This is a genomic window from Streptomyces sp. NBC_00536 (assembly GCF_036346295.1).
Taxonomy (GTDB): Bacteria; Actinomycetota; Actinomycetes; order Streptomycetales; family Streptomycetaceae; genus Streptomyces.
In genome coordinates, this window is the sequence record NZ_CP107819.1 from 5,538,939 (window position 1) to 5,563,824 (window position 24,886).

Genomic DNA, 24,886 nt, shown 5'->3' on the forward strand with positions numbered 1-24,886 from the left:
GCACGTACCGCCCGTACCCGCACGCAGCCCGCCCGTACGCCCGTACGCCCGTACCGCCCGGAGAGAGACCGTCATGCGCAAGATACTCATCGTCGGAGCCGGGCAGTCCGGTCTCCAGCTCGCCCTCGGCCTCCAGTCCAAGGGGTACGAGGTCACCCTCATGTCGAACCGGACGCCCGACGAGATCCGCGGCGGCCGGGTCATGTCCACGCAATGCATGTTCGACACGGCCCTGCGGCACGAGCGCGACCTCAAGCTGAACTTCTGGGAGGACCAGGCCCCGAAGATCGAGGGCGTCGGCGTCTCGGTCGCCGCCCCCGACGCCTCCCGCCCCGTCGACTGGCTCGGCCGCCTCAAGGGGTTCGCGCAGTCCGTGGACCAGCGCGTGAAGATGGCGGGCTGGCTCGACACCTTCGTGCAGCGCGGCGGCCAGCTGGTCGTCCACGGCGCCTCGATCGCCGACCTCGACTTCTTCTCCCGCACCTACGACCTCGTGCTCGTCGCGGCGGGCAAGGGCGAGCTGGTCTCGATGTTCGAGCGGGACGCGGCGCGCTCACCGTACGACGCCCCGCAGCGCGCGCTCGCCGTCTCCTACGTGCACGGGCTGGGCCCGCGGCCCGAGCACCCGGACACCGAGGCGGTCCGCTGCAACCTCGTCCCGGGCGTCGGCGAACTGTTCGTCATGCCCACCCTGACCACCTCGGGGCGCGCGGACATCCTGTTCTGGGAGGGCCTGCCGGGCGGTCCGGCCGATGTCTTCGGCGGGGTCAAGGACCCGGCGGAGCACCTCGCGCTCACCCTGGAGCTGATGGAGAAGTTCACGCCCTGGGAGTACGACCGGGCGAAGGGCGTGGAGCTGACGGACGCGGGCGCCACCCTGGCCGGCCGGTACGCGCCGGTGGTCCGCAACCCCGTCGGGCGGCTGCCCGGCGGCGGTGTGGTCCTCGGGGTCGCGGACGTGGTCGTGGCGAACGACCCGATCACGGGCCAGGGGTCCAACTCCGCCGCCAAGTGCGCGGCCTCGTACCTCTCCTCGATCCTCATGCACGGGGACGACCCGTTCGACGAGGCCTGGATGAAGGCCACCTTCGACAAGTACTGGTTCACCACCGGCAAGCCGGTGACGCAGTGGACCAACGCGATGCTGGGCGTGCCGCCGGAGCACGTGCTGAACCTGATCGGCGCGGCGGGGCAGCTCCAGCCGGTGGCGGATCGTTTCGCCAACGGCTTCGACCACCCGGCCGACTTCGACGCGTACTTCTACGACCCCGAGGACACCGCGGACTACCTCGCGGAGGTCGCCTCGGCCGTCCCGGCCGCCTCGGGTGCCTCCTCGGCGGAGTAGCCGGTGTCGTCACCCGCCGCCGCCCCTGCGCTCTCCGGGAGGGGCGGCGGGCTGTACGAGGCCAGCGCGACCCCGTCGGGATCCGGCCGCACGGCCCCCAGCAGCGGGTTCGCCGCGATCGGCGACACCTTGACCTCGGCCCCCGGCCGGGGCGCCTGGATCACCTTGCCGTTCCCCGCGTAGATGGCCACATGGGTCGCCTTCGGGAAATAGACCACCAGGTCCCCGGGCCGCAGCTGGTCCAGCGGCACCTTCGGCAGCTGCGCCCACTGCTCCTGGCTGGTGCGCGGGATCGAGCGCCCGGCGTGCGCCCAGGCCTGCGAGGTGAGCCCCGAGCAGTCGAAGGACGCGGGCCCTTCCCCGCCCCACACATAGGGTTTGCCGATCTGCTCGCTCGCATAGCCGAGGGCGGCGCCGCCCGCCGCGCTCGGCGTACGGGTCCGGGCCGCGCCGGGACTGCCCAGGCGCCCCGAACCCACCAGCTCCCGCTGGGCGTCGGCGGTCTCGCCGCGCTCCCGGTCGGCGAGCTGGGCCAGCTGGGCGGAGGTCAGCGAGGCCAGCAGCCGCTCGACCTCCTTGAGCCGCGCCGCGGCCTCCTCCTTGTGCCGCTTGCGCTCCGCGGACAGGGCCTGCTGGGTGTCCAGCGCCTTGCGGGCGGCCGCCGCCAGCACCCCGGCCTGCTGCTCGCCCTGCGCCAGCCGGGCCAGTACGCCCGCCCGGCGGGTGCCCTCGCGGGCGGCCAGCCGACGCTCGTCCAGGGCGCTGTTCGGGTCCCCCGACATCAGCATCCGGGCGTACGGGGAGAACCCGCGCGCCCCCTGGTACTGCTCCCGGGCGAGCCGCCCGGCCAGTGCCCGCTGGGCGCCGACCTCGGTGCGCGCCGTGGCGAGGTCGGCGCTGAGCCGCCGCTCCTCGGCGCGGCGTGCGGTGAGTGCGGCCTCGGTGGCGTTGTAGGCCTCGGCGGCCTCCTCGGCCTTCTGGTACAGCCCCTGCATCCGGGTGAGCAGGCCGCCGACGGCGAGTGCGTCGGGTGCGGTGACGGCCTCGGGGGCCTCTGGTGCCTCCGGAGCCTCCGGGGCTTCGGGTGCGGCCGCGGGGCCGCTCGGCGGGCCGACGGGGGGTGCGGCCGGTGGCGCGGCGGCGGAGGCGGACAGGGGGACGGCCGCGACGAGGGTCGCGGCGATGCAGGCGGCACGGAGCAGCCGACGTGACACGGGATCACCTCCGGGGGACCGAGGGCGTGATCGTGACACGGGCGGTATGACAAATCGCCCACCCGAGTCGGCCGGGTCGTCCCGCTCACCCGTCCGGCGGACGACGCCCGTGCCCGTGCCGAGGCCGCTGCGCGGAGCCGTTCCCCCACCCGCCCCTTCCCGAAACCGGGCTCCGCCCGGACCCGGTCCTCAAACGCCGGACGGGCTGAAAAGCCCAGATCAAGCCTGCCCGGCGTTTGAGGGCCCGCCGGAGGCCCTGCGAGCCGCGCTTCGGTCACCGGCGGCGCTGGCCCCCGTCAGCCCTCCAGGAGGCGGGCCTTTGCCGCGGAGAACTCCTCCGGGGTCAGGAGGCCCTCGCGGGCCAGGGCGGCGAGGCGTTCGAGGCGGCCCGCGAGGGCGGCGGCCCGGGGGGACAGGGGGGCGGCGGAGGTCGCGCCGCGGGCCGGTTCGCCGCCCTCCCAGACGTACGCACCGCGCGCCAGCGACCCCCGCAGCAGCGGCCGCCCCGCCGGCCGTTCGGCGGGCCGGGCCACCGAGTGCACCGGTCGGATGAACATCACGCCACCCCCAGTCGCTCGGCGGGGATCCGGACCGAGCCCGCGATCCGGCCGCCCGCCGCCCGTACGGCGATCGCCGCGTCCTCGGCCCACACGTGCTCGACCAGCACCAGCAGCGCGCAGCTGCCCCGGTCCAGCAGGTCGGCGGCCTCGCGGACGTCCTCCGGCCCGATGAGCCGGGCCGCCTCCCGGCCGTTCAGCAGCCCGCTCAGCTCCTTGAACTCGTCGAACTCCGCGGCCAGCACCTCGCCCGCCGCCGTCTTCGTCGCGACCAGCCCGTCGATCAGCCGGACGTTCCCGCTCTTGCGCAGGCCCATCACGGCCGCGACCGCGGACACCCGCAGCTGCTCCTCCGGGAAGGCGAGGACGAGAAACTCCACAGGCCCCATGACCCCGACTCCTCGACTGACGGGCGCGTGCCCGACCACTTCTGACGACTCTTCGGCGACTCTGCGGCTCACTATGACATAAAGGGACATAACCTACCGCCGCTTGCTACGTTGCCTTTATGACCGCATTGACGGCACAGGTGACGGAGCCCGCTCCGCCGCCCGGCGCACCGCACGCCAAGCGCAGGGGAGTCGAGCTGACCCTGCTCGCGGGCGCCGTCCTCATCTCCGTCCTCGGCTACCTCTGCGTCGGCCTCGCGACCGTCGGCCACCTCCCCCCGCAGGCCTCCCGGCACGCCGCCGGGCTCGCCGTCGCCGCGCTCCTCGCGCACCTCGCCGTGCGCCTGCGGGCCCCCTACGCCGACCCGCTGCTGCTGCCCATCGCCTTCCTCCTCAACGGCCTCGGGCTGGTCCTCATCCAGCGGCTCGACCTCACCACCCCCGCCCACCTGACCGCGGGCGACCAGCTGCTGTGGTCGGGGCTCGGGGCGGCGCTCTTCGTCGTCGCGGTGGCCGCGCTGCGCGACCACCGGGCGCTCCAGCGGTACGCGTACCTCGCGGTGGCCGCCGCCCTCGTGCTGATGCTGGTCCCGGTGTTCTTCCCGGCGGTCAACGGCGCCCACATCTGGGTCCGCTTCGCCGGACTCTCCTTCCAGCCGGGGGAGTTCGCGAAGATCCTGCTCGCCGTCTTCTTCGCCTCCTACCTGGCCGCGAACCGCACCGCCCTGGCCCTGACCGGCCGCAGGATCTGGCGGCTGCGGATGCTGCCGGGGCGGGTGATGGGGCCGATCCTGGCGATCTGGCTGCTGAGCGTCGGCGTCCTCGTACTGGAGCGGGACCTCGGTACCTCGCTGCTGTTCTTCGGGCTGTTCGTGATCATGCTCTTCACCGCCACCGGCCGGATCGGCTGGATCGCCGTCGGGCTGGTGCTCGCGGGTGTGGGCGCGTATGCGGTGGGGACCTTCGAGCCGCATGTCCACGGCCGGGTCGAGGACTGGCTGAATCCTTTCGCCTCCATCGAGCAGGGCCGCGGCCCCGGCCAGCTCGCCCAGTCCCTCTTCGCCTTCGGCGCGGGCGGACTGCTCGGCTCGGGACTGGGCCACGGCCAGTCCTTCCTCATCGGTTTCGCCGCCAAGTCCGACTTCATCCTCGCCACCGCGGGCGAGGAACTCGGCCTGGCCGGGCTCTGCGCGATCCTCGTCCTCTACGCCCTGCTGGTCGCCCGCGGCTTCCAGGCCGGGCTCGCGCTGCGCGACCCCTTCGGGCGGCTGCTGGCCACCGGGCTCGCCTCGATCGTGGCCCTCCAGGTCTTCGTCATCGCGGGCGGGGTCACCGGACTGATCCCGCTCACCGGCATGGCCATGCCCTTCCTGGCCCAGGGCGGCTCCTCCGTCGTCACCAACTGGATCATCGTGGCCCTGCTGGTGCGGCTCAGCGACTGCGCACGGCGCCCGCGCCCGCTCGGCGACAGCGGGGGAGGCGGCGCCGGGTGATCCGTTACATCCGCTGGTGCGGCTACTTCTGCGCGGCGCTCTTCCTCGCCCTGTTCGCGGGCGTGGCCCGGGTCCAGGTCTGGGAGGCCGGCTCGCTCGCGGGCAACCAGGCCAACAAGCGGCCGGTGATCGCGCGGTACGCCCAGCCGCGCGGGAACATCCTGGTCGACGGCCGTCCGATCACCGGATCCCGGGACAGCCGCCAACTGCTGCGCTACGAGCGGACGTACGCCAACGGCCCGCTGTACGCGCCGGTCACCGGCTACTCCTCGCAGACCTACGGCACCAGCTTCGTCGAGCGGTCCGAGGACGCGGTCCTGGCCGGCACCGACCCCGGGCTGACCGCCTTCCCGCTCTGGCACGAGCTGGCCCGCGACCGCCCGGACGGCGGGAACGCGGTGCTCACCCTCAAGGCGGGCATGCAGCGCGCCGCCTACACCGGACTCGCGGGCAAACGGGGCGCGGTGGCCGCCGTCGAGCCCGCCACCGGGAAGATCCTCGCCCTCGTCAGCAGCCCCTCGTACGACCCGGCCGTGCTCTCGGGCACGGGCGCGGCGGTCAAGGGCGCCTGGGCCCGGCTGAACGCCGATCCCGCCAGGCCGATGCTCAACCGGGCGCTGCGCGAGACCTATCCGCCCGGCTCCACCTTCAAGATCGTGACGGCGGCGGCCGCGCTCGACGCTGGCGTGGTGACCGATGTGGACGCGCCGACCCAGACCCCCGACCCCTACCAGCTGCCCGGCACCACGACCCTGCTGCCGAACGCGTCCGAAGGCTGCCTGGACGCCAGCATGGCGGAGGCCGTGCAGTTCTCCTGCAACACGGTCATGGCGAAGATCGGGGTCCAGGTCGGGCTGCGCGGGATGGCCGACGCGGCCCGCCGGTTCGGCTTCAACGACGAGGGGCTGCGGGTCCCGGCGTGGGTGTCGCGGTCCAACTTCGACACCGACATGAGCCAGGACCAGCTGGCGCTCTCCGCCATCGGCCAGTTCAACACCACGGCCACCCCGCTCCAGATGGCCATGGTCGCGGGCGCGGTCGCCAACGGCGGCGAGGTCCGCAGCCCGTACCTGATCGAACGGACCACCCAGAGCGACGGCGACCCGGTCCGCCGCGCCGACCAGCGCAGCCTGGGCCGGGCCATGAGCCCGGGCACCGCGCAGCGGATCCAGCGGATGATGGTCAAGGTGGTCGAGGACGGGACGGGCCGCAACGCGGCGATCCCGGGCGCCCGGGTCGGCGGCAAGACGGGCACGGCCCAGCACGGGGTGGGCAACGCGGGGACCCCGTACGCCTGGTTCATCGCCTGGGCCCAGGGCGAGGGCGTGGGGCGGCCCGCGGTGGCGGTCGCGGTGGTCGTGGAGGACGCGGCGGCCGACCGGGGGGACATCAGCGGGAACAGCGCGGCCGCGCCGATCGCCCGGGCGGTGATGCAGGCGGCCCTGGCCCGCTGACCGGCCCGGAGCCCGGTCGGGGCCCTCATCCGCCGGTCCTCATCCGCCGGTCCTCAGGCGCCGCCGTCCGCGATCGCCGCCTCCACCTCCGCGACCCGCTGGGCCTCCTCCTGCGCGAACCGCTCGCGGTCGAGGGTCTCGGCGATCTCCTCGTCCTGGGCCATCAGCAGGTCGAGGTTGGAGTCGCCCATGTCGAAGACGCCCATGTCGAGGTAGGCCTTCTGGAGCCGTTCCCCCCACAGCCCGATGTCCTTCACGCACGGCACGATCCGGCTGAACAGCAGCTTGCGGAACAGGTGCAGGAACTCCGACTGCTCGCTCAGCTCGGCCGCCTCCTGCTGGGGGATGCCGAAGTTCTCCAGGACCTCGACCCCGCGCAGCCGGTCCCGCATCAGGTAGCAGCCCTCGATCACGAACTCCTCGCGCTCGCGCAGTTCGGCGTCGGTGAGCTGCTTGTAGTAGTCGCGCAGCGCCATCCGCCCGAACGCCACGTGCCGGGCCTCGTCCTGCATCACGTAGGCGAGGATCTGCTTCGGCAGCGGCTTGTCGGTCGTGTCGCGGATCATGCCGAAGGCGGCGAGCGCGAGGCCCTCGATGAGCACCTGCATGCCCAGGTAGGGCATGTCCCAGCGGGAGTCGCGCAGGGTGTCGCCGAGCAGCCCCTGGAGGTTGTCGTTGACCGGGTAGAGCATGCCGATCTTCTCGTGCAGGAAGCGGCTGTAGATCTCGGCGTGCCGGGCCTCGTCCATGGTCTGGGTGGCGGAGTAGAACTTCGCGTCCAGGTCCGGGACCGACTCCACGATGCGCGCCGCGCAGACCATCGCGCCCTGCTCGCCGTGCAGGAACTGGCTGAACTGCCAGGCCGTGTAGTGCCGCCGCAGGTCGCCCTTGTCCCGGTCGGTCATCTTGGCCCAGTGCCGGGTGCCGTAGAGGGTCAGTACGTCGTCGGGCGTGCCCAGCGGGTCGTACGGGTCGACGTCGAGCGCCCAGTCGATCCGGGTCGCCCCGTCCCACTGTTTGTCCTTGCCCTTCTGGTAGAGGGCGAGGAGCCGCTCGCGCCCCTCGTCGTACTCCCAGCTGAAGCGGGCCGCGCCGGAGGCCGGAACCTGCCACACGGGGTCGCCCGGGTCCTTGGTGTAGAGCTGGTGTGTCGACATGAACGCCCCCTGGGTGCGCGTGTGTGGACTGCCGTGCGGGACTGGACAGTTGGCAGCGTCACACGTTGGTAGACAGTGGGTCAACAAGTCGGGCGCAGGGGATTGACGAGCTTACTGACAAGCAGTCTCATAAGAGGTGACCGCCGGTAACCCCATTGCCGACCCACGCGTGAGAGGTGTCCGAGCCATGACGACCGTGACCGACCGGGCGGAGCTGCGCGACGCCCTCGGCCTCCTCAAGGGCCGGGAACAAGTCGCCGAACGACTGCTCGAATCCTCGGCCAGGCACTCCTTCGACCCCGACAAGGAACTCGACTGGGACGCCCCCGTGATCGAGGGCAAGTACTACTGGCCGCCCGAGCTGCTCTCCCTCTACGGCACCCCCCTCTGGAAGAAGATGGGCGAGGAGCAGCGCATCGAACTCTCCCGCCACGAGGCGGCCGCGCTCGGCTCGCTCGGGATCTGGTTCGAGATCATCCTCATGCAGCTGCTCACCCGGCACATCTACGACAAGCCGCTGACCAGCAGTCACGTCCGCTACGCCCTCACCGAGATCGCCGACGAGTGCCGCCACTCGATGATGTTCGCCCGCATGATCCAGAAGGGCGGCGCCCCCGCCTACCCCGTCTCCCGCTTCAACCACAACCTGGCCCGCGTCCTCAAGACCGTCTCCACCACCCCCGGCTCCTTCGCCTGCACCCTGCTCGGCGAGGAGATCCTCGACTGGATGCAGCGCCTGACCTTCCCGGACGAGCGCGTCCAGCCGTTGGTGCGCGGGGTCACCCGGATCCACGTGATCGAGGAGGCCCGGCACGTCCGGTACGCCCGTGAGGAACTGCGCCGCCAGATGATCACCGCCCCGCGCTGGGAACGCGAACTCACCCGGATCAGCTGCGGCGAGGCCGCCCGGGTCTTCTCGCTCGCCTTCGTCAACGGCCAGGTGTACGAGAACATCGGCCTGGACCGGGCCGAGGCGACCGCCCAGGTGAAGGCGAGCGGCCACCGCCGCGAGGTCATGCAGGCCGGGGCCAAGCGCCTCACCGACTTCCTCGACGACATCGGCGTCCTGCGCGGGGTCGGCCGCAAGCTGTGGCAGAGCAGCGGACTGCTCGCCTGACGCCCGCCACGGCGCCGCCGGTGGGGGTTACCCTGCGGGCATGACCCGGACTCCGCCGGCGGCCCCGGCGCCGCGTGCCTACCGCCGCCTGAGCGTCGAGGAACGGCGGGCGCAGATCATCGAGGCGGCCCTGTCGCTCTTCGCGCACCGGGCGCCGGAGGACATCTCCCTCGACGACGTCGCCGAAGCCGCCGGGGTCTCGCGCCCGCTGGTCTACCGGTACTTCCCCGGCGGCAAGCAGCAGTTGTACGAAGCCGCCCTGCGCTCGGCGGCCGATGTCCTCGGCCTCTGCTTCGCCGAAGCGCAGGCCGGACCGCTGACCCAGCGGCTCTCCCGCGCCCTGGACCGCTACCTCGCCTTCGTCGACGAGCACGACGCGGGCTTCAGCGCGCTCCTCCAGGGCGGCAGCGTGGTGGAGACCTCCCGCACCACGGCCACCGTGGACGGCATCCGGCGCACCGCGGCGGGCCAGATCCTCTTCCACCTGAACGTCCCGGAACCCGGCCCCCGGCTGCGCATGATGGTCCGCACCTGGATCACGGCGGTCGAGGCGGCCTCGCTGATCTGGCTGGACGAGGGCAAGGAACCGCCGGTCGAGGAGCTGCGCGACTGGCTGGTGGACCAGTTCATCGCCCTGCTGACGGCCACGGCCGCCACCGACCCCCAGACGGCCGCCGCCGCGCGGGCCGCGCTGGCCCTGGAATCCGCGGACGGACCGGTGGGGGTGCTCGCCCGACGGGTGGTCCCCGTGCTCTCCGAGGCCGCCCACCTGCTGTGACACCTGTGACACTGGTGGGGTGAGAAGCGAACCGACCCCCTTCGAGGGCGGCCCCATGGACGGCCGAGTGCTGCCGGTCCTGCTCGGCCCGACCGGCCATCCGCCGAAGTGGTACGAGATCCCCGTCCCGGACGCGGCGGGCGGCCCGCCCACGGTCCTGCTCTACCAGCGCGTCCCGGCGGGCTACTCCAAGCGGCTGCACCTCCAGAAGGGCTGGAAGTACGCCTACGAGCCCACGGGCCGCAAGCCCGAGATCCGCTGGCCCTGGACGAAGTCCCCGCGCCCGACGGCCTGAGCGCGCCCCGACTGTTGCTGCGGCGCGTTGTGCCCTCCGGGGGCGCCTCAAACGCCGGCGGGGCTGGGTTGGCCGCCGATCCAGCCCCGCCGGCGTTTGAGGCGCCCCCGGAGGCGGGATCGGCGCAGCCGCCCCGAGCGGGGCAAATCCAGCCCTGCCGGCGTTTGAGGCGCGGGGTCCGGGGCGGAGCCCAGGGTCAGGCCGAGGGGGCGGCCCCCGCCGGAGGCACGGGCAGCGACAGCACCGCCACCGCACCCCCGCCCTCCTCCGCAGCCGCGTTGCGGAACACCAGCTCCGCCCCCAGCACCTCGGCCTGCCCGACGGCGATCGTCAGCCCCAGCCCGTGCCCCTTGGCCCCGCCGCCCCCACCCCCGCCCGCCCCGGAACGGAACCGCTGCGGGCCGTGCGCCACCAGGTACTCCGGATATCCGTCCCCGTGGTCCCGTACCGTCACCACCGGCCCGTCCACCGTCAGCACCACCGGGGCCCGCCCGTGCTTGTGCGCGTTCGCGATCAGGTTCCCCAGGACCCGCTCCAGGCGCCGCCGGTCCGTCTCGACGTACAGGTCGCGCACGACCACGACCTCCGTCGCCGTTCCCGTTCCCGAGGCCCGTACCGCCCGCTCCGCCACCGCCGCCAGCCGGTGCAGGTCCGTCTCCACCTGCTCGCTGCCCGAGTCCAGCCGGGAGATCTCCAGCAGGTCCTCGGTGAGCTGGCGCATCGTCCGCACCCGCTCCTGCACCAGCTGCGTCGGCCGGCCCTCCGGCAGCAGTTCCGAGGCGGCCTGCAGGCCGGTCAGCGGGGTGCGCAGCTCGTGCGCCACGTCCGCCGTGAACCGCTGCTCGCTCAGCAGCTTCGACTGGAGGCTGCCGGCCATGGTGTCCAGCGCCGCCGCCACCGTCGCCACCTCGTCCTGCCGCCGCGCGGGATCCTTCGTACGCGCGTCCCCGACCCGGGCGTCCAGGTCCCCCTGGGTGATCCGGCGGGCGACCGTCGCGGTCTGGTGCAGCCTGCGGGTGACCCGGGTGACCGCGAACGCCCCGACCAGCAGGGTGCCTCCGATGGCCAGCACCGAGGAGCCGATGATGGCCCGGTCCAGACCGCTGATCGTGCGCGCGCTCTGGCTGTAGTCGAGGGCCGTCGCCAGCGCGCGGCCGTCGGCGGGCGCCGCCGCCCACATCACCGGGCGGCCGCCGTAGTCGCTGACGATGGTGCCCCGGTGCCCGGAGACCGCCAGCGCGCGCAGCGAGGACGGCAGGCCCGCCGGGTCGATGGCGGAGTCCGGCGGCAGGTTCTCGCCCGCCTCGTACGAGCGGGACGCGTCGTGCAGCCTGCCGAGCGCCTTCTCGCGGGCGGTGGCGACCGTCTGCCGGGTCACCGCGACGTGCACGAGCGCGCCGAGCACGGCCGCGAGCGTGCAGCACATCACCACGATGAAGCACGCCGACTTCCAGGTCAGGGTGGCGGTCCAGGCGGGCAGCCGCAGCGGGATCCGGGCCCGGAGCCCGCGCGCGATCCGGCCCGCGAACCGGCGCGGGCCGCTCCCGCGCCGACCGCCGCTCACGAAGCGCCGCCGCTGCCGTCGGCGGTGGCGCCGGTCACGGCCCAGCCGTTCGCCACATCCCCGTTCGTGGTGGCGCCGTTCGTGGCGGTGCTGTCCGTGGCGCGCCGGGGCCGGAACGGCTTCGGGCTCGTGGTGGCGCCGGGGCGCTGCGGCACCCGGATGATCTGCTCCCGGGTCGGCAGCATGGTCCGCTGCTTCTCGTCCCAGGACCAGGCGGTGTTCAGCTCGTACCCGGGGTTCGCGCTCGGCACGTGCAGCACCACGTCCCGCCCCGCCAGCTCGACGCTGATGACGGAGTCGGTGGTGGCCATGATCCGGTTGAGCCGCCCGTCCGGGTCCGCGGTGTAGACCCGCACCGACATCTGCCGGTCCGGCAGCTCGAAGCCGATGATCAGCTCGTCGATGTCGTTGCCGGTCAGATCGCGGTAGTACGGCGTGAGCACCGGGCACTTGGCCGACTTCGCGGCGCCGGGCGCGGCGGGCGGCTGCCCGGTCGGGCACGCCAGGATCGCCGCGGCCGTCTCCGGCGGCATCCCGTCCGGCCCGACCGTGGCGCCCCGGTGGTTCCTGACCTCGGCCTGGACGAGCGCGACCGGGTCCACCCCGTGCACGTCCTGGTTCTTGACCGGGGGGATGCCCTTGACGTACTCGGGCGGGGCCCCGCCCGGATCGGCCGGGGGCACGGTGGCGCCCTTGCGCTCGGGCCACAGGTGCACGGGCCCGTTCGCGGTCGGGGTCGCCCCGGCGCTGGCCAGACCGCCGGTGTTGCCGCAGCCCGTGACCGTCAGGGCCGCCGCCAGCAGCGCGGCCGCGACCAGCGGTGCGGCGGCCGGGCGCGCGGTCGGGCGCGTGCGCGTGAGGGTGTGGATGCGCGTACGGAACGTCTTCACGGACCCCTGCGTCCTCCTGTCCCCTGCGCGGCGGTGGCGGTCCACCTGTCCCGCCAACCTTATGCAGAGGTACGCCCTTTTTGCGCGGGCGTCCGCCCCGCGGACCCGGCCGGAGGGCCCGGATCCGCTGGTCGCAGGGCCGGACCGCGGGCCCGTCAGGCCTCGGTGCGCCCGCGCCGCAGCATCGCGAAGCCCAGGCCCGCCGCGCCGATGGCGGCCATGCCGCCGCCCGCCGCGATCAGCAGGACGCCGTCGTCGGGCGCGCCGGTCAGCGTACCGAGCCGCAGGGCCACGGTCCGGTCGGCGGCGGCGTCCGCGGTCCGGTCGGTGCCGGTTCCGGTACCCGCCCCGATGCCCGTGCCGGTGTGGAGGGTCGTGGCCGCTTCGGCGAAGCCGGTGCGGTGGGCCGTCTTGTGGCCGTCGGCGCCGGAGGACAGTGCGGCCGGTACGACGGGCTGGTCGCCGGTGGCCCCGCCCGCGGCCCCGTCGGGCGTATCGGCGGACCAGGAGGAGAGCCGCCCGTCGGGCCGGAGCGCCAGGTGCAGTCCGCCCGTGTGCCCGTAGGCCGGGGCGCCGTCGTGGCTGGCCAGGGTGGCGACCTTGACCCCGTGGCGCTGGATGTCGGCCTGGTACGAACCCGCGGCGACCCGGTAGACGTGCGCGGTGGACACGCCGTCCGCCAGGGTCAGGCTCTTCACGAGGGTCCGGGGCGCGGCGGCGGCCTGAGCGGACGCCGCGGCGGGCAGCCCGTCGGCGAGGGCGGCGGCAGCGGGCAGCGCCAGCACACTTCCGGCGCAGGCGGTCACGGCGGCGGCGCGAACGATGGTGCGGCGGACGGTGCTCACGGGAATCCTTCGGTGCGGCTCGGGCGGTGCGGCTCGGAGCCTGGGGTGTCCAGGTGACACCAACGTAGGCGGCGGCCATTGCAGTTCGGCCGTGGGTTTGTAACAGCAAGGCGGCAGGGTCCCGGCGGAGTCGTTACACAACCGGGGGATTGCCGCGCGCGGCCGGGCCTGTTCCCATGGACGGCGGGGGTGAGGGAGATGCGTGATCGTGAACGGGAACACGGCCTCGGGCTCGGACTCAAGGTGCTGCCCGACCGTGGCCGGCTGTGGGTCAATCTGCCCGACGGGCGCAGCGTCGCCTGGTACGACAGGACGGCCGGCCGGGTCAGCGTGCTCTCGGACCGGCACCGCGAAGCGGCGCTGGCGGTGTTACGTCCGTACCTGACCGGAACCTGGACCGTCGGCCCGCCGCCCGTGCCCAGCGCCGCGGACCTGGCCCGGCTGTCCCTCCACCCGGACGACGACCTGGCCCCGAACCGCCCCGGCGAAGCCCTGCTGGGCGAGCTGGAACACGGCGCCGCGGGGGCCCGTACCCGGCACCGGATGCGCCCGGACCTGCTCGCCCAGGAGCGGGTGGGGGCCGGGCTGGACGCCCTGGAGGGCGCGGGCTGGCGGGTGCTGCACGCCGTACCGCTGCCCGGGGCGGGGCGGATCGACCACCTGCTGATCGGGCCGGGCGGGGTCTGGTGCGTCCGCAGCGTCCCCGGCCGCCGCCAGCGGGTCCACGTCGGCGACCTGCTCGTCACCGTCGGCCGCGCCGAGCCCCGCCCCGACGTCCGCTGGGCCCGGCGGGCCGCCGAGCGCGTCACGCACGCGCTGGTCACCGCGGTCACCCCGGCGCTGGTGGTGGACGAGGCGAACCGCCTGGAGGTGGTGCCGTCGCTGCGCGACGTCACGGTCCTCGAACCGGGCACGGCCGCCACCCGCCTCACGCGCGCCCCGGCCGCCCTCAAACCGTCGGACGTCGAAGCCCTCTTCGCGGTGGCCCGCGACCGCCGCACCTGGGCGGACGTCTGAGCGGTGCGGCCGGGGCCGCCTCACCAGGTGGGGCGCAGCCGCAGCACCTCCGGGGGCGGGTGGCGGCCCGAGGAGCAGCGGACCTCGGCCGTGAGCGGGGGGTCGACCGCGAGGTAGGGGATCTCGCCGAGCCCGATCGCCGTGACCGTCCCGCCGCCCCGGGCGGTCCGGTGCGGGGCGCTCCCGTCCCGGGCGGCCGCCAGCTCGGCGACGACCGCCGCCCGTACTCCGGCGGTCAGCGGACTCGACACCAGCGGCGCGTCGAAGTCGGCGGCGGAGTCGGAGCCGGAGTCGGCGGCGGTCTCCGGCTCCTGGTCCCCGCCCGCGTCCATCTCCGTCTGCGTCTCTGCCTCCCCGTCTCCCGACAGGACGAGCACCAGGGCCAGCGGCCGCGCCGCCGTCCCCGTGTAACCGATCACCGCCGCGTCCCGCGTGTCGGTGTGCCGGAGCTTCTGCCAGCCCCGCCGCCCGCCCGGGTACGGCTGTTCCAGGCGTTTGATCACCAGCCCCTCGATCCCGCTGGCCGGCAAGGTCTCGTACCAGGTCTCCGCCAGCCCCGCGTCGGTCGTCATCGGCACCGGCTGGAGCGGTGGCCCCAGCGGCAGCAGCAGGCCGACCAGCAGCGCCCGCCGCCGCTCGTACGGCCGCGCCCGCACGTCCAGCCCGGCCAGTTCCAGTACGTCGAAGGCCGCGTAGGAGGCCGGCAGGGTGCGGGCCAGGACCGCCGCCCGGGCGGCCGTCGCCGCGGCCCGCCGCTGGACGAGCGCGAAGTCCGTCCGGCCCGCGTGCCAGACCACCACCTCCCCGTCGAGGGTGGTCCCGGCGGGCAGCTGCCGCGCCGCGGCGGCCAGATCGGGGAACGCGCCCGTCACCAGCCGCCCCGACCGCGCCTGCAGCACCACGCCCTCGCCGGTCCGCAGGATCACCAGCCGGTGCCCGTCGAACTTCGGCTCGTACGCCAGCCCCGCGCCCCGCGGCAACTCCCGCACGGCGGCGGCCAGCGCTACCCGGATCACGGCGCACCCGCCGTATCCGCCGCATCCGCTGTACCTGCCGTATCCGCCGTACGGGCGCCACCGCGCGGCAGCGTCCCGGCCCGGCCGGGATCGGTCAGCGGCGCGAACAGATCGCCGTCGCGGGCGAGGCGCGCCACCACCTCGTCGGCGACGAACACCAGGGCGGCGGGGTCGCCCCGCTCCGCGCAGCCCGCGACCTCCGCCCACGACACCGGCGCGGACACCGTCGGCAGGGCCCGCGCCCGCAGGGTGTACGGGGCGGCGGTGGTCTTCGCGGCGGAGTTCTGACTGTGGTCCACGAACACCTTCCCGGGCCGCAGCGCCTTCGCCATCCGGTGGACCACCAGCTCCGGAAGCTCGTGCTCCGCCTCCTGCGCGAGGGCCTTCGCGTACGCGGAGACCCGCGTGGACGGGGCCGGCTCCAGCGGCACCGACAGGTGCATCCCCTTCGAACCGGAGGTCTTCGCGTAGGCGTCGAGCCCATCCGCCGCCAGCCGCTCCCGCAGCCACAGCGCCACGGCGCAGCACTCCACCACGCTCGCCGGGGCCCCGGGGTCGAGGTCGAACACCAGCCGGTCCGCGACCGCGGGCCGCCCGGTGGTCCACTGCGGGGTGTGGAACTCCACGACCAGGTTCGCGGCCCACATGAGCGTCGCCAGACCGTCCACGACGACCTGCTCGGCGAGCTGGTCCTCGGAGCGCGGCACCCGTACGGTCCGCACCCACGCGGGAGTGCCCGGCGGCGGGTTCTTCGTGAAGAACCGCTGGCCGTCCGGCCCGTCCGGATAGCGCAGGAACGAGACCGGCCGGTCCCGGACGTGGGGCAGCAGCGCGCCCGAGACGGTGGCGTAGTAGTGCAGCACCTCGCCCTTGGTGAAACCGCTCTCCGGATAGATGACCTTGTCCAGATTGCTGAGCGCGAGGCGACGCCCCTCCACCGTGGTGATCGGCGTCATACGAAGAGACTCCCATGAATCGGGAGGAACCGTACTGGCTGAGGCTTCAGGCGGAAGCCCGCTTGGTGGTGGTCTTCTTGGCCGTGGTCTTGGCCACGGTCTTGGCGGCGGTCTTGGGCGTGGCGCTGGACGTGGTCTTCGCGGCGGCGGTGGTCTTCTTCCCGCCGGTGTCCTTCGGCGACGCGGCGGCGGTCTTCTTCGCCGCGGTCCCCGTAGCCTTCCGCGCCGGGGCGGCCTTCTTCGCCGGAGCCGCCTTCGCGGTCTTGGTGGCCTTGGCGGCCTTGGCCGTCCCGGCCGTCCTGGCCGTCTTCCGGGTGGCCAGCGCCGTGACCTCGGCCTCCGCTCCCGCCCCCTCGTCCGTACCCTCGCCCCGGGACTTCTTGGCCGCGCGGACGCTCCGCTCAAGGGCGGCCATGAGGTCGATGACCTTGCCGCCCTCCGGGGCGGCCTCCTCCTCGTGCGGGAGCTCGACGCCCTGGAGCCGGGCCTCGATCACCCGCTGGAGGGCCTCCTGGTACTCGTCGTGCAGCGCCGACAGGTCGAAGTCCTCGGACAGCATGTCCATCAGGGACCGGGCCATCTGGAGTTCCTGGGGCCGGATCGAGACCTCGCCCTCCGGAGCGACCCCCGCGGACGTGCGCACCTCGTCGGGCCACAGGCACGTCTGCAGCACCAGGGTGTCCCCGTGCACCCGGAGCACCGCGAGGGACTCGCGCGACCGGATGGCGATCTTCGTGACGGCGATCTGTCCGGCCTCGGTCAGGGCCTGCCTGAGCAGGGCGTAGGGCTTGGCGGCCGCGCGGTCGGAGGTGCCGACGTAATAGGCCTTGGAGAACATCAGCGGGTCGATGGTCCCGGCGTCGACGAAGGCCAGCACGTCGATGAGCTTCTTGCTGGGCAGGGGAAGGTCGGCGAGGTCCTCGTCGGACAGCATGATCATGCTGCCGTCGGGAGCCTCGTACCCCTTGGTGATCTCCTGGTACGGGATCTCGACGTCCTCGGCCTCGCACACGCGCCGCAACCGCACCCGGGAGCCGTCCTTCTCGTGCACCTGGCGCAACGACACGTCGTGCTCCTCGGTGGCCGTGAAGAGCTGGACGGGGATCGTGACCAGCCCGAACGAGATGGCCCCCTTCCAGGTGGCTCTCATACCGCGCTCCTTCCCTGGGGCCCCCAGGCTAAGCCGCCCCGCCCCCGGCCGACACTCGACGCCGCGGGCCCCGGACAGGGGGGCGGGCGGCCCTTTCGGGTCGCCCGCCGCCGTGCCGATGCCGTATCCGGAGCCGCGTCCGGAGCTGTATCCGGGGTCGCTTCCGCGCTGTCTCTAGGTCGGTCGCACCGTGCCTCCGAACGGGGGCTTGGCCGCCGGCTTGGCCGGTGGGGCCGGGCGGTGCCAGGTCGTGTACTTGGCGTCACGCGCCGCCTGGACCTCCTCCGGATGGCTGGAGGTGGTCGAGCCGAAGTTTCCGTATCCCTGCATCTCGTGCGGCCGCAGGCCGCCCTTGGGAATCTCCACCGGTTCCCGCTCTTCGAGCAGCTCGTACACCGCCCCGCCCTCGGGCAGGTGCGGCTGGCTCTCGGGAGTGGGAGGCGCGGGTTCCTGTGCCCGGACCCGCTTGCCCATCCAGAAGGCGGCAATCAGGAATCCGGCCACGGCAATCCCGACGACCAGGAACCACGCGATGTCGCTCAGGGTCGTTTCCATGTCGAACGTGTACCCCGGTTGGCCGTCGGCCATACCCCTTGAATCATGACAAATAGGTTGAAACGGAAACCTCGGGCTTCCGGGCCGGACACCTCCAGGGCCGACAGGACCGCCAGGCCCTAAGAGTTGATCGGGCCCTCCGTGTCGCGCAGCGCCCCCGTGCCCCGCGCCGCACTGCCCCGCGAGCCCAGCACGCCCAGGATCTCGGCGCAGATCGCGAGCGCCGTCTCGGCGGGCGTCCGCGCCCCCAGGTCCAGCCCGATCGGGCCGTGCACCCGCGCCAGCTGCGCCTCGCTCACCCCGTCCGCCAGCAGCCCCTCGCGCCGCCGCGCCTGCGTCTTGCGGGAGCCGAGCGCACCGACGTACGGGATCCCGCTCGCCAGCGCGCCCCGCAGCGTCGGGACGTCGAAGTCGGGCTCGTGGCTGAGCATCACCAGGCACGCGCCGTCCCGGCGGGCCGCCAGCACCTTGGCCGCCGTGGCGCAGTCGTCGACCAGTACGGCGTCCCAGTCCAGCAGCCGGGCCTGTCGCTCGATGATGCGGGCCAGCTCCCCGCCGCCGCCGATCACCAGGCAGGGGGCCGAGGGGTACGCCTCGACCAGCACCAGCCCGGACTGCCCGTACAGGGCGTCCCGCCCGGCCCGGTGCGTGCCCAGCAGCTCGGCCGCCCGCCGCTCCGCGTCGGTGGCGGGGGCGTCGAGGGCCCGTACGACCTCGCTCACGGCCCGGTCGGCGGCCTCGTTGAGGCGGGTCACCAGCGCCACCCCGGCCCCCTCGGCGAGCAGGTCCCACCAAGCGGCCGGGACCGCCGAGAGCGGCTGAAGCAGGATCTCCGCCTGTCCGCCGCAGGTCAGCCGCGCCTCGACGGCCTCGGCCCCGCGGACCGACACCTCGCACACCCGGGCACTCTCCCCGGCCGCCACCGCCCCGGCCTCCGCGACCAGTTCGGCGTCGAAGACCCCCCGGTACAAGGCCCCCACGCACTCCCCGCGCGGATCGACCAGCACCGCCCCACCGGCGTCCCGGGGCCCGAACCCCTGCTCGGTGATCGGGCGCGCCAGGAACCCGGCCCGCCCCTCCGAGATCCATTGCCGCGCCGTCTCCGCCAGCTCACGCATCCGTGCCACCTCGATCGCCGAAAGACTCCCGATCCGCAAAGTGCCAGGTCAGCGGCACAATGCGGCCTCCTTTGAATCCTAGGCACCGCACGGGCGCGCCCCCAACCCGCAAAACCGCCGATGCGGGGCCCTCCCCACTCGTACGTCCCGCCGGAAAGGGATCACTCCACGGGCGCCTCCTGCGACTCTTGCGTCTCCGGCGGGTCCTCCTGTGCCTCCAGCGGAGCCCCGGTGTGGTGGACGTGCATGTCGCCCTGCGTGACGGCGTACACGGTGCCGTGGTCCTTCGCCGTGTTGCGCTGCTCGCTCTTGGCCTCCTCGCCCGGCGACTCTTGGGCCGGTTCGCGGGTCTCGACGCGGTTGCGGTCGCCGACGATCACGGGACCGGACGCGTCGCCGCCGATCCGGATCGTGACCTGGCGGTTGTCGGGCGGGTTCGCCATGGTGGTGGCTCCTTCGGTAGGGGGAGGTCAGGGGACCCGGGCCAGCACGGCCGGTTCGCAGTTGAACGCACACTTCGTACCCCCGGGCCCGGTTCCCTTCAGGACGCTGGCGGTGGTTCCGTCGGACGAGAGGGTGATCGTCATCGACAGGTCCTCGATCCTGCCCGTTCCGTCGCAGGCGCCGCTCTGCGTGTGTGTGTATGCGCTCTGCGTACCGCTGTAGGTACTGCCACTGCCCCTGAGCCGGATCTCGACGGGACCGCAGTCCGAGGACGCCCTCGCGGTGTACGAACCGCCCCCGGAGTCCACGAACGTGACCGTGGTGCCTTGCCCATCCCGCCACGTCCCGGCCAGGCTGGTGGACCCGCCGGACGGCGTACCCGTGTCCTGGATCTGGTTGAGGGCGACCCCGCCCACGACGATGGCCACGAGCGCGGCGATCACGGTTGACACCAGGGTGGCCATGGAGGTGCCCGCGGCCGCCGCGCCGCCGACGCCGAGCGCGGTGGTGGCCGTACCGGCCCCGCCCGCCGTGACGGCGGCGCCCGCCCCGCTCGCGGCCGCGGCGTGTGCCCCGCCGCCCACCGCGGTGACGGCGGCGTGCCCGTGCGCGGCGGCGGCCGCGTGCGGTGCGACCGCAGCGTGCGGCACGGCAGCCGCGTGTGGCGCGACCGCCGCGTGCGGGACGGCCGCCGCGTGCGGGACGGCCACCGCGTGGGGCGCGACCGCCGCATGCGGGGCCACGGCGGCGTGCGGAACGATCGCCGCGTGCGGGGCGACGGTGCTCGCGCCGCTCGTACCGCCGTGGCCCGCCAGGTTCGCCATGTGCGCGCTCACGCTCTGCGCGGGCGCGGCGGCGGTGTGGGCCGTGCCCGTCACGGCGGCCGTGTGGGCGGTGCCGGTCGTCGTGACCGCGGCCCCTCCGTGCAGTGCGGGCAGCACCGGAGCCGCCGGCACGCTCGCGAGCTGGTGCAACTGCATCGCGGCGGCCGCACCGTGGCTGTTGTTCAGTGCCTGCCACAGCAGCAGCGCCTGGCCCGCCAGCGCCACGAACATCACGCGCTGGCCGATCAGCAGCGCGCGGATCGCCTCCTCGTGCGTGAAGTACGCCTCGGCCTGCTGGTCGCCCGACCGCCGGGCCGCGACCCAGCCGCGGCCGAGCAGCCGCCCCCACACGCCGAACCGCAGCGAGCGGGCGAGCGCCGGTGAGGCGGCCCGGGTGACCCGTACGGCGAGGTCGGGACGGCCCGCCGCCTCGGCCAGTTCGGCCGCCAGCTCCAGGGCCCTGCTCACCCCGGCCACCTGCGCGGGCGTCGTCTCCGCCCGCTCCGCCCACTCGGCGAAGTACCCGCACAGGCGGTCGGCGGCGAACGGCCGCGGATGCTTGGCCCGCAGCGCCGGGCCGAGGTCGGTGGCGAAGCGGTACCCGTGCTCCGCCGCCACGATCAGCCCGAGACCGGCCAGCCGGACGCAGAGCCCGGCCGGATCCGGTACGTCGGTCAGCGCGCCGATGTGCACCGGGTCCAGCTCGGCCCCGTACAGGGTCGCCAGGAGGTGCAGCACGCTCAGCTCCGCAGCGTCGAGCCGCTCGAGTAATTCCGGCAGGATCCCGGCCACTTCACCGGGCAACGGCAGCCGGGCCCGGCCCGCCGGGCCGGTCCGGGCCAGCCCGGCGGCACGCAGCAGGGGCAGCGGCAGGCCGGCCGCGGCCTCCCAGAGGTCGGTGGCGGAGCCGAGTTCGCTCTCCAGCAGCGGCCGCCGCAGCTCCCGGGCCAGCAGCTCCAGGCCCGCGGCCCGGTCCAGGCCCTTGATTTCCAGCGCCGTGCCGTCGTTCCACAAGGACCGGTCGGAACCGGTGAAGACGAAGGTCGCGTCCGGCGCCGCGTCGGCGAGGTCCTGCAACTGCCCGTACGTCAGGTCGGCGTCGTCGAGGTACACGGTCACCCGTATCCCCGCCATCAGCCGCCGCAGTTCGGCCCGCGACGGCGCGTAACCCGAAGCCTCGTAGCAGGCCTCGAACACCTCCTGGGCCAGGTCCGCGATATCGCGGTAAGCCGCCGTCAGGAACACCACACCGGCCGGCCCGGGTTCCAACTGCCGCGCCGAGTACCGCAGGAGGGTGCTCTTGCCGACCCCGGGCGGCCCCCACAGCTGGACCAGGCCCCCGGCCCGTACGGCGTCTGCGAGCGCGGCGGTCTCCGCCGCGCGGCCGACCGGCTCCGGCACCCGCCGGGGGAGCAGCTCGACCCGCTCGCGGCGCACCGGACGGGGCCGCTCCCGCTCCATGACGACCGTCACGGTCGACCCGTGCTGGGCATCGACGACCACGTTGTGCTCGCCGACGATCACGGTGCCCGCGTCGCCGCCGATGTCTATGCCGACATGGTTCGCGGCGGTCCCGTCCCCCGCGCCCGCCCCTGCACCCGCCCCCGCGCCCTCACCCGTTGCGCCTATCGGCCCGTCCATCGCTCCGCCTTCCCGGCCGCGGCACGCGACCGCCTGTGAATGGCCCGACCTGACCGGCCGGTGGACACGCTAGCCACGGCGCGGGGCGGCAATACCGTCATACGACTGTTTCGGCGGAGGCATCCGGGGCGAAGGCGATGGAGTTCAGGCGGGCGAGGTCCTCGACCCTGATCGCCCGGTACCCGGTGGACACCACGCCCGTCTCGCGCAGCCGCCGCAAGGCCTTGTGCACGGTGGGCTCCGACGCTCCCGACAAGGTGGCGAGTTCCGGCTGGGTGATCGGCCAGCGGATCACGACTCCCGCGCCGGCGGGCTCCCCGTACGCCATCGCGATCTGATGCACCACCCGGGCCAGCCGGGTCGCGGCGTCACAGCCGGCGAAATCGATGCGGTGGCTGTTCGCCACGCGCAGTTTGGCCACGATCGACTCGTTGACGGCGTGCGCGATCCGCGGATCCCGGCGCATGCAATCGAGGAAGTCCTCGCGGGTCACCACCCGCGCGACGGCGGACCCGCAGGTGGTGACCGTCGCGGACCGGGGCCGCCCGTCCACCGCCGCGAACTCGCCGACCAGGTCCCCGCCCATCCGTACGGCGAGCAGGGCGTCGCGGTGGTCATGGGTCCGCGCGGTGGCCTTGACCACCCCGTCGAGCAGGATCACCACGAAGGTCGTCGGCTCGGATTCGCGCATCAGCACGCGGTCGGCGGGGTAGCGCGCCCGCGCGCCCAGCGCGAGCAGCCGCTCGCGCGAGGCCCGGCCGAGCCCGCCGAGCAGGCTGGCCGCCGGCCAGGCCCACTCCTCGCGCGGCCACGACCCGCCGCGCCCCTGACCGCCACCGCCGCCGTCCCCTACGCCTTCCACGGCCCCGCGCCCCACTTCCCCGTCCAGTCCGCCCAGTCCGTCCAGCCCGTCCCGTCCCGTTCCAGCCCGTCCCGCGCGCCCAGTGTGCGCTCCGCAGCCGACCGCGACGCGCCCCCCGACGCCCACCTGTCTTGAAACGATCGCCGGTTTCGCCGGATCCCGTAATCCGACGAGATCCCCACGACCACGGGCAGGCACACTCAGGACCGCACGCCGCCCCCGCACCCCCACCCGATCCCCAAGAGGCCGCCATGAAAGCTGAGTTGGAACCCGAACCGGAATACCGGGCACTGCTGGCGGTCGACATCGAACGCTCCGCGGGCCGGGGGAACGTACCGCTCCTGCGCATCCGCGAGGTGCTCGCGACCGCGCTGCGCGCCGCGTTCGAGGAGAGCGGCATCGACTGGCACGCGTGCCTGCGCGACGACCTCGGGGACGGCATCAGGGTCACCGCCCCGCCGGGGCTGCGCAAGACGAAACTGCTCCACCCCCTGATCGGCGAACTCGCCGCCCACCTGCGCGCCCACAACCGCACGGCCGCACCCGCCACCCAGGTCCGCGTCAGGGCCGCACTGCACGCGGGCGAGGTCTACGTCGCCCCGTCCGGCCAGGTCACCGGCCGCCCCCTCGAAGTCCTGGCCCGGCTGCTCGACGCACCCCCGGCCCGCGCGGCCCTGGCGGCGGCGCCGACGGCGGTGACCACCTCACTCCTGCTCTCGCAGCACTTCCACGAGGAGACCGTGCGCCACGGCTACCCGGGCATCGACCCGGAGACCTTCCAAGAGGTCACCTTCACGGAGAAGGAACACACCGCGCACGCCTGGCTCCACCTCCCGGGCCTGGCCACACCCCCGGCTCCGCAGGCGCCCGTACGCCACCCCCGCCCGGAAGGCTCCCGCATGACCAACCGGGCCTCGGGCCACGGCACCCTCTACGCCACCCAGAACGGCACCCAGCACATCCACAACAACGAAACCCCCTGAACCCATGACGATGAAGATGACGAGGGAGCCCCAGTGGACGACCTGACCGCACTGGCCGAAGCGGGAGCCGCCGCCCTGGTCACGGCGATGGCCACCGACCTGTGGCAGGCGACGCGCGCCCGGGCCCTGGACCTCTTCCGCCGCTCGGACCGCACCCGCCGGGCCGCGGTGGAAGCCCAACTCGACGGCAACGAAGCCCTGGTCCGCGCCGCCGACACCCCCGACGAGGTCCGCCGCACCCTCTTCGCCTACTGGACCCTGGAACTGGCCGAACTCCTGCGCCACCACCCGTCCACCCGCCCCGGCCTCACCCACCTGACGGAGTCGGTCCCCACCCCCGCCACCCCCCTGGCCGTCCACCAGACGAACACCGCCCGAGACCGCGCCACCCTCTACGCGGTCCAGCAGATAACCCTCCCGCCGCACCCCACAACCCCACCCGCCTGACCTCCGCCGCGAGGTGTCAGATCGTCAGATCTTGATGACGGTGACCCGGCCGCCGCACAGCGCGGTGAGGTCTTCCGGGTCGGACGTGAGCACGGTGACGGGGCCGGGTGAGGCGAGGGCGGTGGCACTGAGCATCGCGTCGATGGCGTACTTGTGACCGTGCAGGCCGGCCTCGGCCAGCAGGGCCGCGGCGTGGCGGGCGATGGGCTCGGTGACCGGCTCGATGACGAGACGGGAGAGGGTCCACTCCAGTGCCGGACGGTTGATCCGGGGGTGCACCACTTCCGCAAGGGTGGCCGCGGACGTGATGACCCGCAGGTCATCGGCCCGGGCGAGGGCCAGCCAGGCCGTAATGGTGCGGTCGCGCAGCACGGCCTTGGCCAGACCCTCGCTGTCGAGGACGAGGGTGCCTCCGGGGACCGTGGGGGAGCGTGTCACGCCGCGTCCGCTCCGCTGCCGCTCTCCTGGTGCCGGGCCTGGTGGAGATGGTCGCGCAGGACCTGGAGCTCTTCGTCGGTGATGGACCCGTGTTCGGCCTCGGCGACCTGGATGACCTCGTTGAGGTTGTCGCGCTCGATCTGTCGGGCGACGGCGGCGGCGACGTAAGCGGACAGACCGGAGGGGCCGCTGCGGGCACGGGCTGCCTCCGCGATGTCGCGCGGCATCGTGATCGAGTACTTGCCGGTGGGCTCACTCATGCCACCTATCCTACTCCGCATCCTCCCTTCTCGGCCGGGCGAACAGGGACTGCGAGGCCGGGCCGAGTTCACCCCTG

The 24,886-nt window shown here is 73.9% G+C and carries 26 protein-coding genes; 9 read left to right on the forward strand and 17 right to left on the reverse strand.

From position 1 onward, the window contains the following. The first annotated feature begins 73 nt into the window (after nucleotides 1-73). Nucleotides 74-1,345, forward strand: coding sequence for a styrene monooxygenase/indole monooxygenase family protein (locus OHS33_RS24755; protein WP_330332603.1), 1,272 nt, complete (start codon nucleotides 74-76; stop codon nucleotides 1,343-1,345). Here OHS33_RS24755 and OHS33_RS24760 read toward each other — a convergent pair. The 3 genes from OHS33_RS24760 to OHS33_RS24770 form a co-directional block, all read right to left on the reverse strand. Then, nucleotides 1,285-2,559 (reverse strand): C40 family peptidase, encoded by a 1,275-nt coding sequence (locus tag OHS33_RS24760; RefSeq protein ID WP_330332604.1) that lies wholly within the window; start codon nucleotides 2,557-2,559, stop codon nucleotides 1,285-1,287. The genes OHS33_RS24755 and OHS33_RS24760 overlap by 61 nt on opposite strands. A gap of 296 nt (nucleotides 2,560-2,855) precedes the next feature. Continuing rightward, the gene (locus OHS33_RS24765; protein ID WP_330332605.1) at nucleotides 2,856-3,116 is read right to left on the reverse strand and encodes an SHOCT domain-containing protein; all 261 of its coding nucleotides are present in this window, start codon (nucleotides 3,114-3,116) and stop codon (nucleotides 2,856-2,858) included. After that, nucleotides 3,116-3,505 carry a DUF6325 family protein gene (locus OHS33_RS24770; protein WP_330332606.1) on the reverse strand — a complete coding sequence of 130 codons (390 nt, stop codon included), beginning with the start codon at nucleotides 3,503-3,505 and terminating at the stop codon, nucleotides 3,116-3,118. Before OHS33_RS24770 ends, OHS33_RS24765 begins: the two co-directional genes overlap by 1 nt. A gap of 119 nt (nucleotides 3,506-3,624) precedes the next feature. Between OHS33_RS24770 and OHS33_RS24775 the strand changes: the two genes are divergently transcribed. Together OHS33_RS24775 and OHS33_RS24780 are read left to right on the forward strand one after the other, a co-directional pair. Then, complete coding sequence (locus OHS33_RS24775; RefSeq protein WP_330332607.1) at nucleotides 3,625-4,998, forward strand: FtsW/RodA/SpoVE family cell cycle protein; 1,374 nt, start codon at nucleotides 3,625-3,627, stop codon at nucleotides 4,996-4,998. After that, the gene (locus tag OHS33_RS24780; RefSeq protein ID WP_330332608.1) at nucleotides 4,995-6,452 is read left to right on the forward strand and encodes a penicillin-binding transpeptidase domain-containing protein; all 1,458 of its coding nucleotides are present in this window, start codon (nucleotides 4,995-4,997) and stop codon (nucleotides 6,450-6,452) included. Before OHS33_RS24775 ends, OHS33_RS24780 begins: the two co-directional genes overlap by 4 nt. Before the next feature lie 53 nt (nucleotides 6,453-6,505). Here the strand turns inward: OHS33_RS24780 and OHS33_RS24785 are convergent, their stop codons facing one another. Further along, nucleotides 6,506-7,609 carry a ferritin-like domain-containing protein gene (locus tag OHS33_RS24785; RefSeq protein ID WP_330332609.1) on the reverse strand — a complete coding sequence of 368 codons (1,104 nt, stop codon included), beginning with the start codon at nucleotides 7,607-7,609 and terminating at the stop codon, nucleotides 6,506-6,508. A gap of 187 nt (nucleotides 7,610-7,796) precedes the next feature. Here OHS33_RS24785 and OHS33_RS24790 point away from each other — a divergent pair, with 187 nt between their 5' ends. Genes OHS33_RS24790 through OHS33_RS24800 form a run of 3 tightly spaced genes read left to right on the forward strand, consistent with a single transcriptional unit; the run spans nucleotide 7,797 to nucleotide 9,799 of the window. Further along, on the forward strand, nucleotides 7,797-8,726 hold the full coding sequence (locus OHS33_RS24790; RefSeq protein WP_330332610.1) for an AurF N-oxygenase family protein: 930 nt from the start codon (nucleotides 7,797-7,799) through the stop codon (nucleotides 8,724-8,726). A gap of 40 nt (nucleotides 8,727-8,766) precedes the next feature. Further along, on the forward strand, nucleotides 8,767-9,504 hold the full coding sequence (locus tag OHS33_RS24795; RefSeq protein ID WP_330332611.1) for a TetR/AcrR family transcriptional regulator: 738 nt from the start codon (nucleotides 8,767-8,769) through the stop codon (nucleotides 9,502-9,504). Nucleotides 9,505-9,523: 19 nt separating this feature from the next. Next, nucleotides 9,524-9,799 carry a hypothetical protein gene (locus OHS33_RS24800; RefSeq protein ID WP_330332612.1) on the forward strand — a complete coding sequence of 92 codons (276 nt, stop codon included), beginning with the start codon at nucleotides 9,524-9,526 and terminating at the stop codon, nucleotides 9,797-9,799. A 196-nt stretch (nucleotides 9,800-9,995) separates the two neighbouring features. Here OHS33_RS24800 and OHS33_RS24805 read toward each other — a convergent pair whose 3' ends face one another. The 3 genes from OHS33_RS24805 to OHS33_RS24815 all read right to left on the reverse strand — a co-directional run bounded on the left by OHS33_RS24805 (nucleotide 9,996) and on the right by OHS33_RS24815 (nucleotide 13,098). Further along, complete coding sequence (locus OHS33_RS24805) at nucleotides 9,996-11,291, reverse strand: HAMP domain-containing sensor histidine kinase (RefSeq protein ID WP_330335188.1); 1,296 nt, start codon at nucleotides 11,289-11,291, stop codon at nucleotides 9,996-9,998. A gap of 68 nt (nucleotides 11,292-11,359) precedes the next feature. Beyond that, complete coding sequence (locus tag OHS33_RS24810) at nucleotides 11,360-12,253, reverse strand: hypothetical protein (RefSeq protein ID WP_330332613.1); 894 nt, start codon at nucleotides 12,251-12,253, stop codon at nucleotides 11,360-11,362. A 155-nt stretch (nucleotides 12,254-12,408) separates the two neighbouring features. Beyond that, entirely contained in the window at nucleotides 12,409-13,098 is a 690-nt protein-coding gene (locus tag OHS33_RS24815; protein WP_330332614.1) for a hypothetical protein, read from the reverse strand. A 198-nt stretch (nucleotides 13,099-13,296) separates the two neighbouring features. Here OHS33_RS24815 and OHS33_RS24820 point away from each other — a divergent pair, with 198 nt between their 5' ends. Beyond that, nucleotides 13,297-14,115 carry a nuclease-related domain-containing protein gene (locus OHS33_RS24820; protein ID WP_330332615.1) on the forward strand — a complete coding sequence of 273 codons (819 nt, stop codon included), beginning with the start codon at nucleotides 13,297-13,299 and terminating at the stop codon, nucleotides 14,113-14,115. 20 nt (nucleotides 14,116-14,135) lie between these two features. Here OHS33_RS24820 and OHS33_RS24825 read toward each other — a convergent pair whose 3' ends face one another. The 8 genes from OHS33_RS24825 to OHS33_RS24860 all read right to left on the reverse strand — a co-directional run bounded on the left by OHS33_RS24825 (nucleotide 14,136) and on the right by OHS33_RS24860 (nucleotide 22,681). Next, nucleotides 14,136-15,128 (reverse strand): ATP-dependent DNA ligase, encoded by a 993-nt coding sequence (locus OHS33_RS24825; RefSeq protein WP_330335189.1) that lies wholly within the window; start codon nucleotides 15,126-15,128, stop codon nucleotides 14,136-14,138. Continuing rightward, on the reverse strand, nucleotides 15,128-16,087 hold the full coding sequence (gene ligD, locus OHS33_RS24830; protein WP_330332616.1) for a non-homologous end-joining DNA ligase: 960 nt from the start codon (nucleotides 16,085-16,087) through the stop codon (nucleotides 15,128-15,130). Before ligD ends, OHS33_RS24825 begins: the two co-directional genes overlap by 1 nt. Before the next feature lie 46 nt (nucleotides 16,088-16,133). Beyond that, nucleotides 16,134-17,237 carry a non-homologous end joining protein Ku gene (gene ku, locus OHS33_RS24835; RefSeq protein ID WP_330332617.1) on the reverse strand — a complete coding sequence of 368 codons (1,104 nt, stop codon included), beginning with the start codon at nucleotides 17,235-17,237 and terminating at the stop codon, nucleotides 16,134-16,136. A gap of 174 nt (nucleotides 17,238-17,411) precedes the next feature. Next, nucleotides 17,412-17,792 carry a DUF6479 family protein gene (locus OHS33_RS24840; RefSeq protein ID WP_330332618.1) on the reverse strand — a complete coding sequence of 127 codons (381 nt, stop codon included), beginning with the start codon at nucleotides 17,790-17,792 and terminating at the stop codon, nucleotides 17,412-17,414. Between the two features lie 119 nt (nucleotides 17,793-17,911). Next, a complete protein-coding gene (locus OHS33_RS24845; RefSeq protein ID WP_330332619.1) occupies nucleotides 17,912-18,910 on the reverse strand; it encodes an XdhC family protein in 999 nt (332 codons plus the stop codon). 161 nt (nucleotides 18,911-19,071) lie between these two features. Further along, a complete protein-coding gene (locus OHS33_RS24850; RefSeq protein WP_330332620.1) occupies nucleotides 19,072-19,353 on the reverse strand; it encodes a hypothetical protein in 282 nt (93 codons plus the stop codon). A gap of 27 nt (nucleotides 19,354-19,380) precedes the next feature. Next, complete coding sequence (locus OHS33_RS24855) at nucleotides 19,381-21,819, reverse strand: AAA family ATPase (RefSeq protein WP_330332621.1); 2,439 nt, start codon at nucleotides 21,817-21,819, stop codon at nucleotides 19,381-19,383. Between the two features lie 97 nt (nucleotides 21,820-21,916). Then, nucleotides 21,917-22,681: a Crp/Fnr family transcriptional regulator gene (locus tag OHS33_RS24860; protein ID WP_330332622.1), complete on the reverse strand. Its 765-nt coding sequence runs from the start codon at nucleotides 22,679-22,681 to the stop codon at nucleotides 21,917-21,919. A gap of 251 nt (nucleotides 22,682-22,932) precedes the next feature. Between OHS33_RS24860 and OHS33_RS24865 the strand changes: the two genes are divergently transcribed. After that, nucleotides 22,933-23,664: a hypothetical protein gene (locus OHS33_RS24865; protein WP_330332623.1), complete on the forward strand. Its 732-nt coding sequence runs from the start codon at nucleotides 22,933-22,935 to the stop codon at nucleotides 23,662-23,664. 33 nt (nucleotides 23,665-23,697) lie between these two features. Next, nucleotides 23,698-24,111 carry a hypothetical protein gene (locus tag OHS33_RS24870; RefSeq protein ID WP_330332624.1) on the forward strand — a complete coding sequence of 138 codons (414 nt, stop codon included), beginning with the start codon at nucleotides 23,698-23,700 and terminating at the stop codon, nucleotides 24,109-24,111. Nucleotides 24,112-24,135: 24 nt separating this feature from the next. On the opposite strand, the gene OHS33_RS24875 is transcribed toward OHS33_RS24870, so the two are convergent. Next, nucleotides 24,136-24,549, reverse strand: a complete 414-nt coding sequence (locus tag OHS33_RS24875; protein ID WP_330332625.1) for a PIN domain-containing protein — start codon at nucleotides 24,547-24,549, stop codon at nucleotides 24,136-24,138. Further along, on the reverse strand, nucleotides 24,546-24,809 hold the full coding sequence (locus OHS33_RS24880; protein WP_330332626.1) for a CopG family transcriptional regulator: 264 nt from the start codon (nucleotides 24,807-24,809) through the stop codon (nucleotides 24,546-24,548). The genes OHS33_RS24875 and OHS33_RS24880 overlap by 4 nt, the downstream gene beginning before the upstream one ends. Nucleotides 24,810-24,886: the final 77 nt, after the last annotated feature.

What these genes read in the sequence shown, in the direction of transcription:
- OHS33_RS24865 (WP_330332623.1), top strand. Translation starts at nt 22,933, where the DNA reads ATGAAAGCTGAGTTGGAACCCGAACCGGAATACCGGGCACTGCTGGCG.
- OHS33_RS24845 (WP_330332619.1), bottom strand. Translation starts at nt 18,910, where the DNA reads ATGCGTGAGCTGGCGGAGACGGCGCGGCAATGGATCTCGGAGGGGCGG.
- OHS33_RS24765 (WP_330332605.1), bottom strand. Translation starts at nt 3,116, where the DNA reads ATGTTCATCCGACCGGTGCACTCGGTGGCCCGGCCCGCCGAACGGCCG.
- OHS33_RS24850 (WP_330332620.1), bottom strand. Translation starts at nt 19,353, where the DNA reads ATGGCGAACCCGCCCGACAACCGCCAGGTCACGATCCGGATCGGCGGC.
- ligD (WP_330332616.1), bottom strand. Translation starts at nt 16,087, where the DNA reads ATGACGCCGATCACCACGGTGGAGGGGCGTCGCCTCGCGCTCAGCAAT.
- OHS33_RS24880 (WP_330332626.1), bottom strand. Translation starts at nt 24,809, where the DNA reads ATGAGTGAGCCCACCGGCAAGTACTCGATCACGATGCCGCGCGACATC.
- OHS33_RS24820 (WP_330332615.1), top strand. Translation starts at nt 13,297, where the DNA reads ATGCGTGATCGTGAACGGGAACACGGCCTCGGGCTCGGACTCAAGGTG.
- OHS33_RS24770 (WP_330332606.1), bottom strand. Translation starts at nt 3,505, where the DNA reads ATGGGGCCTGTGGAGTTTCTCGTCCTCGCCTTCCCGGAGGAGCAGCTG.
- OHS33_RS24785 (WP_330332609.1), bottom strand. Translation starts at nt 7,609, where the DNA reads ATGTCGACACACCAGCTCTACACCAAGGACCCGGGCGACCCCGTGTGG.
- OHS33_RS24840 (WP_330332618.1), bottom strand. Translation starts at nt 17,792, where the DNA reads ATGGAAACGACCCTGAGCGACATCGCGTGGTTCCTGGTCGTCGGGATT.
- OHS33_RS24855 (WP_330332621.1), bottom strand. Translation starts at nt 21,819, where the DNA reads ATGGACGGGCCGATAGGCGCAACGGGTGAGGGCGCGGGGGCGGGTGCA.
- ku (WP_330332617.1), bottom strand. Translation starts at nt 17,237, where the DNA reads ATGAGAGCCACCTGGAAGGGGGCCATCTCGTTCGGGCTGGTCACGATC.
- OHS33_RS24790 (WP_330332610.1), top strand. Translation starts at nt 7,797, where the DNA reads ATGACGACCGTGACCGACCGGGCGGAGCTGCGCGACGCCCTCGGCCTC.
- OHS33_RS24755 (WP_330332603.1), top strand. Translation starts at nt 74, where the DNA reads ATGCGCAAGATACTCATCGTCGGAGCCGGGCAGTCCGGTCTCCAGCTC.
- OHS33_RS24795 (WP_330332611.1), top strand. Translation starts at nt 8,767, where the DNA reads ATGACCCGGACTCCGCCGGCGGCCCCGGCGCCGCGTGCCTACCGCCGC.
- OHS33_RS24775 (WP_330332607.1), top strand. Translation starts at nt 3,625, where the DNA reads ATGACCGCATTGACGGCACAGGTGACGGAGCCCGCTCCGCCGCCCGGC.